Below are 12270 nucleotides of genomic sequence, written 5' to 3'. Positions count from 1 at the left end.
CGCTGCTGGACCGGATGGAGTCCAAGGGCCGCGAGTTCCACCGGCGCGTGCGCGAGGGGTACCTGGAGCAGGCCCGCAGCAACCCCCAGGCTGAAGGGACCTCGCACCCCCCACACCAACAGGCCAGCGATGACGCTCCATCCCCAGAACCAGAGCCACTCCTGAGCTTGGGACCAAAACCGAAATTGGCGGGGCGTGCCCGACAGGATATCCAGCAGTTGGCTCACCATTTGGGCATGGATCATGACCCCGGAGAGTTGGAACTGGGACCGTAGACTAGGGCTATAGGGGGTATAAAACTGGTCCTTGAGGCTAGGGGCGATCGTGCCCATCAGGACACTGCGATCGCGCACCCACTCCGGATTTACCTTCCCTGTCAGTAGCTCGGTCAAGGTCACCGTAGGGGCAACAGCCCGCCGGGTGCGGTAGTGCAGCAGAATTTGGTAACCACGGGTATCAGCCCGGTGGTATCCCCCTGCCGTTGGGGTTAAAAGCGCGAGTGCCGTGTCACCCAGGATCAGAGTATCGGCATCATTGTGCAGTTTAATCCCAGCCTGCGGCACGGTCGCAAGGCTAACCCGGAGGGCAAAGGAATAGTAATCCTGATCCGGAGCCGTGACCAGCAGGAGATTGCGGCGAACCACCCCATCGATATCCAGCACCAAATCATTGAAGCCGATCCGGGCGGTCGGCACCCCAGGCGGGCCAGCGATGCCACTACCCACATCGGTAATCCCAATGACATTGTCGGCCTGAAGTTGGACGGCTAGGGCGGATTCCCCCGGCGGCTGGGGCAGGTCGCGATATAAGTCTAGGCCGATCACGCGGGGCTGGTAGCGCTGAAGTTGACGCAGGGCCTCTGCAAGTAACTGATCCGACAGGGGCCAGCCGTAGTGGTGCAGATCCGCTTCATCGATCGTCACCAAGAGCAAGCGGTCATCGGGCGCAGTATCCGGTTGCCATTGCACCAGGCGATCGAATACCGCTAGTTCCAGGGCGTCTAGACCCACTAACCCCTGACCGCCGCCAAAGAGGGCGGTGATCAGGGTACTTGACAGGACAACCGAGCGCCCGACAACCCCCAGGTATCGGACTGGGGGGAAGGGGTGCCTTATCAGTAGTGGGATGTACGGTAAGAACGATCGCACGCGTATTTTGGGCAACCTGCCCGCGTTTGGGTGGCTAGCCTATTGCAGCAATTTGACCTCAAACTGGCTGGCGAAGAACTGGCTAGCTAAGCTTTCAAGGGATAACGTTTGGAGGAGTTGGGTCCACTGCTGATGGACGGCGGGGTGGTCGGGGTGGGTTTGCCGCAGTTCCACCAGGGTTGCGATCGCATCGCTCCACAGTCCCGCTGCCTTCTCGGCCCCCACCTGTTCTAGTTTACGCTCAACCGTCATCGCTGTTGGCGTATCCACCGGGGTATCTAGGGACGTATTAACCCGACGGAGCCAGCCCGATAACACCACCATTTGGGCTGGATCATCCGGATGGCAGGCGATCGCGAAATACCATTGGTAGTCTTGATCGACCGCTAGCGTGCCAGCGGGAATTGGAACACCCACGACCGCCTCCCCAGTCCCCGTGCTGAGGGTTGTTTCGTAGACCGTGGCCCCCTTGGTATCTTGCAGCAGGAAGTCAACCCCATAGCGCTGGTCTACCTTAGGCATCGCGAAATAGAGGACAGGTTGGGAGCGGGCGGTTACCCCCAGGTTATTGGCCGGGTTGAGGGCGGCCAAGGCGGGCGTATCGATCGCACAGTCTCCTCGTGATCCTCCGCCCAGGCGACGACCAGGAAATTCATTCCGTTGGGCCACTACCGGGTTGAGGCTAGCCGTCGCGATCAGGGCAACCACAACCCCAATGGGCAGCATCACGCGTCGCAAGGTTGTTAGGTTCATAGCGATATGTCACTCAAGTTACGAATACATCACGAACAGCTCAAAAAATCAACAAGTAGGCACCTCGAAAAATGCAAGTTGGATCAGTTGAGCCTAGAGTCAAAGCTATACCCTTGGGTGAGTTGAGGTTAGTGTTTGCCGGTAATGGTTCATCTCGAGTACAGCAAACATAAAGTCCCGCAACATTAGTAGTCACGACTTGCGTCGTTGCGGGCTAGAGCCAGCCCTACAAACGTTGCATAATTAAACGATGGACTGCACTACAACCGTTTCCCCTCTAATGAAATACGGTCAAGCGTGATGAACAAGGGGCTTAAGCCCCTTGCCTGTACCTCACCCAGTCTGGAAGTGCTGTAGTTCACCTCTCGTTCACCTCTCGTTCACCCCTCATTCACCTCTCTTTCACTGTGACTAATACATAGAAAAACCGTAAAATCACAGAGATTCCGATAATGACCAACCGCAGCTAAACCAGCAATTTCTAATGATTTGCTGTGGCTTTATTGGTTTGATATCACAGTTTCGAGAGCAATCCAAGCGATCCATTAGTACTGGAACTCTATCATCGCAAAGGTCTTGACCGTTGTTAGTGATTTTGATCACGTTGTACTGACATTGGGCGACATCGGGTAATACCCATCTTGCGCTCACAATCAATACAGTTGTGTCGGTTGGAGCCGTTGCACTGTCCCGATTCCACAGGCGGCGGGAGGCCCATTGGGCCACATCGTTTACAGGGGTTTGTCCTACCATAGGGAATAATTACCCCCCCTGAGAGTTTGGATGGCATGAATCGGGTTGACTATCTGCGCATTAGCCTGATCGATCGCTGTAATTTCCAGTGTCAGTACTGTATGCCGACGGGGACCGATTTGGCCTATGTGCAACGCCAGGATTGGCTAACGGTGACTGAGTTACTGACCCTACTGCGTGAGGTCTTGATTCCCGTTGGTTTCACGCGTTTTCGGTTAACGGGGGGCGAACCGCTCCTGCGTCCGGAGGTGGTTGACATTGTGCGGGCGATCGCGGCTTTACCGGAAACCCAGGATTTGGCCATGAGTACCAATGCCTTCCTGCTAGCGGATTTGGCCGAGGATCTCTATGAGGCCGGGTTACGCCGGATCAATATCAGCCTGGATTCCCTCGACCCAGCCATTTTTGCCACGATTGTCGGTAGTCAGGGTGCCCGACGGTGGCAACAGGTTTGGCAGGGCATTCAGGTCGCCCACCGGGTTGGCTTTGCGCCCCTCAAGCTAAATGTGGTCGTGATTCCTGGTGTCAACGATCATGAGGTGTTGGATTTGGCGGCCTTGACCTTGGATCGGGATTGGCATGTGCGGTTTATTGAGTTCATGCCGATCGGGAACGCGGACCTGTTTAGCGATCGCGGCTGGATTCCCTCGGCGGTTCTGCGGCAGCAGATTCGCGATCGTTGGGGATTGGCGACGGGCCAAGTGCGGGGGAATGGGCCAGCGGACGTGTTTCAAATTCCTGGGGCGAAGGGGACCTTGGGATTTATCAGCCAAATGTCGGAATGTTTTTGCGATCGCTGCAATCGGATGCGGCTATCGGCGGATGGTTGGTTACGGCCTTGCCTCCTCAATGAAACCGGCCAAATTAATCTCAAAGATGCCCTCCGGGCCGGGCGATCGCTGACAGAAATCCGGACCCAAGTTTTGGCGCTATTACAACAAAAACCCGAGATTAATTTCAAACAGCGGGATGCGGGGACAGAAACAGGGATGTATAGCCGTACCATGTCACAAATTGGGGGATAAGCGATGGATAAGATACCCCCAAATTTGCACCGATAGGGTTAGCAGCCCTAACAGGGGAGTCAGCCAATCGCCCCAACGGACATAGGGGGTTTGGGTGGTCCGGCGATAGATCGGGGTCGCCTGAACTTGATAACGGTTGGGCTGCGATCGCCACATGACTTTGCCCCTGGGATTAATCACCCCAGAGTAGCCCGTATTGGTGGCCCGCACCGCCCAGCGATCGGTCTCGATCGCCCGCATCACATCCTGGGCTTCGTGTTGGGCCATTAACTGTTGACTATAGGGATCAAGGTTGGAGGCCGTTAGGATAAATTGCCCCCCGTGGTCGGCTTGCCGCCGAAACAGTTCAGCAAAGGTGGACTCATAGCAAATACTGGCGATCGCCGGACCAAACGGGGTAGCCATTTGCTGATCCAAGCTACCGGGCACCATTGTGGCCTCGATGGGTGATAGGCGATTAATGAGCCTGCCTAACCAATGCTGAAACGGAATATATTCCCCTAATGGTACCAACTTCACCTTGTCATATTGCCCAACCGTTTCGCCGTCTTCCCCTAAGGTTAAAAGATTTTGGGTCAGGTGCCCCTGTTGTGTAGTAAACGTGCCCAACCAAGCCACCACCCCGCGATCGCGTACAGCTTGATAAAACCTGTTTTCAGTCCGTTGTTTTCCTTCCCACAAGAGGGGAAATGCGCCCTCTGGCATCAGGACCGCATCAACCCCGCGATCAGCCAGTTGCTCATAGCCAGCCGTGTAGTGTTGAAACGCTTGCTGAATCCCCATTGGCGTGAGCTTGATCCGGGTAGGAATATTGCCCTGAACGATCCCCACCCGTAGTGCCGTGGACGGCATGTCCGGTAGGGCCGTTACCCAGGTCAGCAGCCCGATCGCATGGCTAGTCAGCAATAGCATGAGGGCGATCATGCCTAGCCCTTGAGCAATCGAGAAATTTTGAATTTTGAATTTTGAATTTTGAATTTTCAACCCTAGCCATTGGCCCAGTCCTAGCCGGCCCCTTCCGGGCCGGTTCTCCCCCTGGCGCTCCAGCCAAGCTTCCGCCAGACAACCATTCACGGCCACAATCGCGGCAGCGACCGTCCCTGGCCCCGACCATTGACCCAAGTGCAGAATAACGGGATTGCCAGGGCTTTGGGTTAACGCGAGGGCGGTCCACCACAGGGGACCCTGACTCCAGAGCCATTCCAACCCTAGCCAGAGGGCCGTCCCGGTTAACACCCGCACCCCCGGTCGCTGTCCATAGCTCAGCAGTCGGGGGAGGCTGGCCATTGCCATTGCCCAAGTCCCTGCTAATGCGGCTCCCCAAAGGGTGACAAAGACCCAGCAAAAGCCAGCGATCGCCACACTCCCCCACCAGGGTACGCCCAGCCACATCAGGGGATGGAGGCCCCGAATCCACAGCAGGGAAATGCCGTGGTAGGCAATGCCCCACCCTAAGCCAAGCAAACCCGCCTTCAGGGGCGTCTGGGCACGATCGCCCACCCCCAGGACCCAGAGGGGAGTCAGGGCCACCCAGGCGAAGAGCCAGAGATTGAGCGGCGCGATCGCCATTGCCATGCTCCCACCCGCCAGCAGGACCCATAGCAGCGATCGCCCCCCACCCTGGTCAGGCTCTCCCCCTAGCATCACTGGGACCGCCGGGACTGTCTTGGCCGTGGCAGCCTTCAAGGTCAATTTCCGAGTCACCCCGATCAAATTCACAATTCAAAAAAATTATCACATCCTTCAAAGCCCTGTCAGAGGCGGGCTACTGGGGTCTAATTCCCCAAGCTGAACGTTAATGAATGCCCGCTCGCCGACCGATCAGCCAATAGGTTGTCATCTCACCCCGTCCCTTAATGGGGACACTGCCCCGCGGCTCTAGAACATAGCGATCGCGGAGGCGCACGTAGGTTGATTCCGTCACCTGAATGTGCCCCGGCTTGCCTTGGGATTCCATGCGGGACGCAATATTAACAGCATCTCCCCATAGATCATAAATAAATTTCTTGATGCCAATCACGCCAGCAATCACAGGGCCGGTATTGATCCCGATCCGGAGTTGCAGGGAATTGCCTAAAATACTCTCTACGTTTTGCATGTGGGCCTGCATATCCAGGGCCATGTCCGCGATCGCAAAGGCATGATCTTCCCTGGGAATGGGTAAACCGCCAACCACCATGTAGGCATCACCAATCGTTTTGATTTTCTCCAGGCCATATTTTTCCGTGAGCTGATCAAATGCCGAGAAAATTTGATTGAGGCCATCCACTAATTGCATCGGTTCCAGACTTGCCGCCAAATTCGTAAACCCAACAATATCGGCAAAGAGAATTGTTGCTTCTTCAAAGTGTTCAGCGGGTGAGGCATCTGCCTGTTTTAAGCGCTCAGCGATTTCCGCTGGCAGGATATTCAGGAGTAGTTGTTCGGAGCGTTCCTTCTCTTTGCGTAATTCGGCTGTGCGGGCTTCCACCCGTTGCTCCAGTTCCTCATTGGCCAACCGTAGGGCTTCTTCAGCACGTTTACGATCGCTGATATCCCGCACCATGACCAGCACTTCATCTTCGCCCATGACGGCGACCCGGACTTCTTCATAAATCAGACGATCGTCAAGTGACAAGCACTGCTCATAAACCTGAAGACTACTGGTTGCCAATGCCTTCTCAATCGCCTGCATCCGCAACTGGGCTAGGTCTGGCGGTAGGGAATCCCAAACCGTTGTGCCCTCCAGGTTAGCCGTGCCCCCCGATACTTCCTGTAACCGATTCGCCCCGATCGCATTACTCAAATAGACCCCATCCCGGTTAACCCGCAGGAGGAGGTCGGGGATAGCCGCCACCAAGGCCCGATTGGTTGCTTCACTATGGCGCAGCGATCGTTCCGCTTGCTTCCGCTCAGTAATATCAAAAATAGCCCCATCTAAATAGAGGGGATTATTGTCAGCATCAAAGACCCCACGTCCCTGTTCATGAACCCAACGGATACTGCCATCTTGATGGAGAATGCGATATTCCAACACAAAAGGTTCTTGAATCAGTAGGGCATGATTGGTCACAATCTCGACCAGATCGCGGTCGTTGGGGTGAATAATACTCGCGAAGGAACGCACCCGACTTCCAATAAAATCAGTCGCGGGATAGCCTGAAATTTTGGTGATGGCATCGGTCATGTATTCCACGGTCCATTCCGCATCTGTCCGACAGCGATAAATGGCACCGGGGATATTAGCAACCAAACTCCGATAACGTTCCTCGCTGGCCAGAAGTTCGGCCTCGGCCTGTTGCCGATCGCGCAGGGCTGCTTGGCGATCGCTAATATCGCGCACCATTAAAATGGCTTCGGCGGGGCCACTGCAAACCACACGGACTTCATACGCCTGCACCTGTTCCCCCACCCATAACTGATGTTCAAACACTTGGGGTTCCCCCGACTGAATGGCCGCCTGGATCGCTTGCAGATATTGCTGAGCGAGGTCCGGCGGCAGTAATTCATCCACCCGCTTGCCAATCCGTTCGGTGGGGGCCATTACAAGGTTCACCCCTTTGGCAGGTTCCACATCCAGGTAGGTGCCGTCCTCATGGATTCGCAGGATCAGATCGGGGATGGCATTGAGAATCGCTTGATGACGGGCTTTACTTTGGCGTAGGGCTGTAATGGAATGCTTCAGGCTAGCCGCCATGCGGTTAAAGGCCGTGGCGAGGCGATCGACTTCCAGGAGCGGGCTAGGGGCAACGCGTTGATCGACATCGCCGTGGGCTAGGGCTGTCGCCGCTTCAGACATTTGCAAAATGGGGCGGCTCACCCAGGTCGCCGTTAAGCCCCCAATCAAGATCGCCAGGATCAGGGCACCCCCCGATAGCCATAGGGTATTCTGCGTATTCGCCGTAATTTGCGTCATGAAATCGGCTTCGGGGATGGCCACCACCACCAGCCAGTCTAGGCCGAGGCCATCTTGCCAGGGGGTGACGGAGACAAACACCTTTTGATCGCCAACCCGCAGGGAAAGCAAAGTCGGTGCCGTAATCGACCCAAATCCGCCGAAGCGATCGCGCAATTGGAGTGCTGTTTGCTGAATGAACCAATCCTGGCTTTCCGCTACATTCAGCCGCTGGGCCTTGCCGTTGAGTTCTCGATAGGGAGGCTCTGCACTGGAACTGGCGATAATCAAGCCATCCCGTTCAATTACAAATACCTGACCCGCCGGACTGACATGGATAGCGCGCAAAAAGTCGCTAATCTGCGACAGGATGAGGTCTACCCCCATAACCCCAATGAGTCGATGATTGCGATCGCGGATCGGATAGCTGGCGGATAGGGACAATATTTCCGGACGATCGGGCCACTGGTAGACTGAACTCCAGACTGGCTTACCCGCAATCACCACACTTTGGTACCATTCATCTTCCAGAAAACGGTAGACTTCCGTAGCCAGCCAGCGGCTGGGCCTGCCCTCGTCGTCTAGGGCATACCGTTGGTATTCAAACCGTTCGTTGGGGGGCAAGTCTTCCACGTAGAGCGTCCCATCATCCTCACGACCGACCCCAATAAAGGTTCCGGTTTCGCTGCCAAGATTGATGTAGCTCAGGTTTTCAAACACCTGCATCTGCTCCCATAGGAAGCGAATGGTCGTTTCCCGGTCAGCCGGATTTAGGATACCTAGGGCAATTGCCTGCGCGTTGAGGCGACTGATTTGGGGAGGCGTTGCCAGGTAGTTGCTTAACTGTTGACGTACCCGATCGCTGCTTTGGGTACTCAATTGGACAGCGAGGTCTGTGACCGCTTTTTGGCCATTGCGGAAGGAAAGGTAGCCCACTAGACCCACCGTCACCACAATCTGCAAGACAAAGGGAACGACGAGGGTGGTCCGTAGCCGTAATTTAGGAACCGTAGGGAATCGGGGCATTATCCTTGGTCGGTACGTGGCACAACCCCTAGGGCCTTTAAGTTAAGGCACAATCGGGCGATGCCACGCCCAGTGATGATTAGAAAATCCCCAGGGTAATCGACGGTCGGATCGCCACAGGAGCAACGGCCTGCGGCTGTGGCCTGAGCGTGACTGAGCCATAGGGGTGTCGGGTTTAGGGGTGGAGCTTGCCTAACAGGCGTGGTCGGGTAGGTGGCCAGCGGAGGATTATGTGTAACCATCACCGTATTAACACTGCCATTGTTAAGGTTATTAATTAAGCTATTTACGATATACGCACGCGATTGGCCCCTGCGGGCGATCGTCGTGTCGAGGCGGTCCCTACGCGACAGCCTCTCTCTATCTGAGTTTAGCAGTCTGAGTTGAGCACTATAGTCATTTATCCTGGCCGAGGGTTGACTAACCGGAGGGTTTACGCTTCTTTAGGGATTGGGGGCCATCCTAGTTCTGGATGCGCGATCGTGCCCATTTCAGCCAACCCCAACCGTTCTAAAAAGTTAGGATAGTCTATCAAGATCAGGACCCATTGGGTTGAGATCTTGACTTGACCTGGTCAGCCCAGTGCTTAGCCTGAGTACTGCCAAAGACAAAGGAAGAACAGTCGTGAATCCACAAGAAACACGCTTGTCCTTCCCTCAGTCGTGCGTGATTCCAAAGACTACTTCGGCATCGACAAGTGCTATTAAATCAACCAAATGTGGAGAATTTGTGAATTCCCCGCTGATCGCCTCCCGGCTGGGCAACCTTTAATACTACGGTTCCCAAGGTAGCCAGGTTCTTGGTTTGGCACAAGGGATAGCGTAATTTCCCGGGTACCGCCCTTCCCTACTGGGTGAGGTACAGACCAGGGGCTTAAGCCCCTGGTTTACAAGGCTTGACCGTACTTCATTAGAGCGGGAACAGCTGTATCGACGGCGGGCGGATCAGTGGATCAGCTAAGCCTGGACAAGTTGTCCTAGCCGAGTGGGGTTTGTATCCCCTGGGTCTTGGCCAATAGGTATTGAACCTCTGTATCCGAGGTTTGGGAGAAGTCGTCATACCACAACCCGATCGCGTGGAGCGAGTGGGGCGTGAGGACACTGATCACCGCGTCTACTTGAGCGCGCAAGTCTTGACACACGGCCCCCGCTGCCACCGGCACCGCCACAACCAACCGTTGGGGGTTGACCGTCTGGACCGCCGCGATCGCCGCCCGCATGGTCGCCCCGGTGGCCAGCCCATCGTCAATTAAAATCACGAGCCGTCCCGCCAGTGGTAACGGTGGGCGATCGCCCCGATAGCTCTGTTCCCGGCGTTCCAGTTCCCGTAACTCACGCTGGGTAACGGCGGCTAAATCCGCTGCACTCACCCCTAATTCCTGAATTACCCCTGGGTTGAGAACCTGCACCCCCCCGGTGGCAATTGCCCCCATCGCCAACTCCGGTTGCCCCGGTACCCCCAACTTGCGCACCACGCAGATATCCATCGGTAGCCCCAGGGCTTGGGCGACCTCAAAGGCCACGGGTACGCCGCCACGCGGTAAGGCCAGGATGCACGCATGGGGGTGACCGGTATAGGACGCTAACCGTTGGGCAAGTTGCTGGCCAGCATCATGACGATCGCGAAATCGCATCACCTGCCTCCAGGTGGAGAAAGTCTTGGGCTGGGGATGCTCTCAGCTTAACGCTGGCGATGACAACTGTCTGTAGGTGTTTTTGTCCTCAACAGGGGCGTTGCTCTAACCGGTTAATTTTGGCCCCATTGGAAAATGGCCGCGCCCCAGGTCAGGCCAGCGCCAAACCCGGCTGCCGCGATCGTATCCCCGGCCTGGATCTTGCCCTGCCGCACCGCCTCATCCAGGGCAATGGGAATCGAGGCTGCCGACGTATTGCCATACTGGGCCAGATTGCTCAGAACCTTTTCTACTGGAATGTTTAAGCGTTGGGCCACCGCATCGAGAATCCGCTGATTGGCCTGGTGCAGCAGAAGCCAGTCCACCTGGGCGACCGAGCGTTCGGCTCGGTACAACGCCTTTTCAATCACCTCTGGCACTCGCTTCACCGCAAACCGATAGACCTCTTGACCGTTCATGGTAATGGGCTGGTAAGTGCCCTGGCCCACGGCAACGGCGTCGGTCAGGGGATGGGGCTGGCCCTGGTAGGCCAGGGTAAGGCAGGCATTCTGGGTCCCATCGCTGCGCAGTTCAAAACCCAACAGCCGATCGCGCTCCGCCGCTTGTAGCACTACGGCGCCGGCGCCATCGCCAAACAGGACGCAGGTGCGCCGATCGCCCCAATCCACCCAACGCGAGAGGATATCGGCTCCGATCAGGAGCACATTCTGGTAGGTTCCCGATCGCAGGTATTGGGCCGCCGTCACTAGACCAAAGATAAACCCGGAACAGGCCGCCGTGAGGTCAAAGGCAACGGCTTGGGTCGCCCCTAAACGGGCCTGAATCAGCGCAGCACTGCCAAATAGATCGTCCGGTGTGGAAGTCGCCAGGATAATTAAATCCAGAGCGGCTGCGTCTATCCCCGACATGGCGATCGCCGCTTCCGCCGCCGGAACCGCCAGATCGACCAGGGATTGGGGGGGTGCCGCCAGTCGCCGCTGACGAATCCCCGTCCGGGTTGTAATCCAGTCATCCGAGGTGTCTACGATTTGACTCAGTTCCTGATTGCTTAAGGCCATCATCGGAACCGCCGAACCACTCCCTGTGATTACCATTCCCCGTCCGGCGTGCTGCACCATGTTTCTCCATCAAGTCACAATAGGCTATCAGCAGACAGCTTCTCATAAATTGGGTGCCTCTTGCCGCCTGGATTGGTCATGGGTATCCGATTGCGCTTTTATCCTGATGCCAAAAAAGCGGGGGTGAAAGTTGCTGGGGTAACGTGTCCTGGACTGGAGCCACGCGACCCCCTCAGCGCAGGAAGAGAGAAAGTATGAAGATTTCAACGGCGGCACTATGTACGTTGGCAGCCCTCACTGCCCAGGAAGTTGTCCAGAATGTCACGATCGCCTCTGCCCACGATGGCAGGCGACCGCAGGCGAGCGAGGCGAACCCAGCCGCCAAGGGCAAGCGGGTCGTTGTGAGTGCTGCCCCCAGCGCGATCGCCCATCCGGAGATCTTACCGGTGGCTCAGTCAAGCCCAGTCATGTCGCCAACCGCAGCGCCAACCGCTGCCCCCGCAACCGTAACCCGATCGCACCCTGGCCCAGCAACCCCCGCCCAGGTACAAGCCTACCACCCTGCCGCTGGCCCGCGTTTGGTTGTGCGGCGACGTTTCCGGAACCTGGCCTCTCCCCAGGTGATTGCCCAGGCCCCGCGCCAGCCTGTCCACATGGCCCAGGGGGCTGCCAGCACCCCTATTAGTGATCGTTTTGGGGTACGGGGTACTGAACCCAATGCCGAAGCTTGGCGAGCGGCGGTGAAGCAACGCTATGGGATTCCCACAGTGCCGACCCCCATTACCGATCGCTTTGGCGCACGGGGTACCGAACCCAATGCCGAAGCTTGGCGAGCCGCCATTAAACAGCGTTACGGCATTCGCAGCATTCCCACCCCGATTACCGATCGCTTCGGGGCCACCGGGACAGAACCCAATGCCGAGGCTTGGCGGGCCGCGATTAAGCAACGCTACGGGATTCGGATTCGCTAGCTCGACATCGATACTATTAGGATGTCAAT

At 56.7% G+C, this 12270-nt stretch carries 8 protein-coding genes; 2 read left to right on the top strand and 6 right to left on the bottom strand.

Translation table 11 applies throughout. The features are described from left to right. The coding region (locus ACWIUF_RS04160; RefSeq protein ID WP_448570968.1) for a CHASE2 domain-containing protein at positions 1–1163 on the bottom strand (1163 nt) is incomplete at its 3' end. A gap of 24 nt (positions 1164–1187) precedes the next feature. Then, a complete protein-coding gene (locus ACWIUF_RS04155) occupies positions 1188–1901 on the bottom strand; it encodes a DUF928 domain-containing protein (protein ID WP_448570967.1) in 714 nt (237 codons plus the stop codon). Between the two features lie 788 nt (positions 1902–2689). Between ACWIUF_RS04155 and moaA the strand changes: the two genes are divergently transcribed. Beyond that, positions 2690–3679 (top strand): GTP 3',8-cyclase MoaA, encoded by a 990-nt coding sequence (moaA, locus tag ACWIUF_RS04150; protein WP_448570966.1) that lies wholly within the window; start codon positions 2690–2692, stop codon positions 3677–3679. Here moaA and lnt read toward each other — a convergent pair. The 4 genes from lnt to ACWIUF_RS04130 all read right to left on the bottom strand — a co-directional run bounded on the left by lnt (position 3662) and on the right by ACWIUF_RS04130 (position 11330). After that, positions 3662–5383 carry an apolipoprotein N-acyltransferase gene (gene lnt, locus ACWIUF_RS04145; protein WP_448570965.1) on the bottom strand — a complete coding sequence of 574 codons (1722 nt, stop codon included), beginning with the start codon at positions 5381–5383 and terminating at the stop codon, positions 3662–3664. The two genes, moaA and lnt, sit on opposite strands and share 18 nt — an antisense overlap. 91 nt (positions 5384–5474) lie before the next feature. Continuing rightward, positions 5475–8579, bottom strand: coding sequence for an adenylate/guanylate cyclase domain-containing protein (locus tag ACWIUF_RS04140; protein ID WP_448570964.1), 3105 nt, complete (start codon positions 8577–8579; stop codon positions 5475–5477). Positions 8580–9555: 976 nt separating this feature from the next. Further along, positions 9556–10212: a phosphoribosyltransferase gene (locus tag ACWIUF_RS04135; RefSeq protein WP_448570969.1), complete on the bottom strand. Its 657-nt coding sequence runs from the start codon at positions 10210–10212 to the stop codon at positions 9556–9558. Between the two features lie 113 nt (positions 10213–10325). After that, positions 10326–11330: a beta-ketoacyl-ACP synthase III gene (locus ACWIUF_RS04130; protein ID WP_448570962.1), complete on the bottom strand. Its 1005-nt coding sequence runs from the start codon at positions 11328–11330 to the stop codon at positions 10326–10328. Positions 11331–11524: 194 nt separating this feature from the next. Here ACWIUF_RS04130 and ACWIUF_RS04125 point away from each other — a divergent pair, with 194 nt between their 5' ends. Next, positions 11525–12241 (top strand): hypothetical protein, encoded by a 717-nt coding sequence (locus ACWIUF_RS04125; RefSeq protein ID WP_448570961.1) that lies wholly within the window; start codon positions 11525–11527, stop codon positions 12239–12241. Positions 12242–12270 lie beyond the last annotated feature (29 nt).

The sequence above is a fragment of the Trichothermofontia sp. genome, from assembly GCF_053493415.1.
This window is presented reverse-complemented; position numbering and strand designations above follow the sequence as displayed.

Coding starts and splice junctions, on each gene's coding strand:
- ACWIUF_RS04130 (WP_448570962.1), bottom strand. CDS start 11,330: ATGGTGCAGCACGCCGGACGGGGAATGGTAATCACAGGGAGTGGTTCG.
- ACWIUF_RS04155 (WP_448570967.1), bottom strand. CDS start 1,901: ATGAACCTAACAACCTTGCGACGCGTGATGCTGCCCATTGGGGTTGTG.
- ACWIUF_RS04140 (WP_448570964.1), bottom strand. CDS start 8,579: ATGCCCCGATTCCCTACGGTTCCTAAATTACGGCTACGGACCACCCTC.
- ACWIUF_RS04135 (WP_448570969.1), bottom strand. CDS start 10,212: ATGCGATTTCGCGATCGTCATGATGCTGGCCAGCAACTTGCCCAACGG.
- ACWIUF_RS04125 (WP_448570961.1), top strand. CDS start 11,525: ATGAAGATTTCAACGGCGGCACTATGTACGTTGGCAGCCCTCACTGCC.
- moaA (WP_448570966.1), top strand. CDS start 2,690: ATGAATCGGGTTGACTATCTGCGCATTAGCCTGATCGATCGCTGTAAT.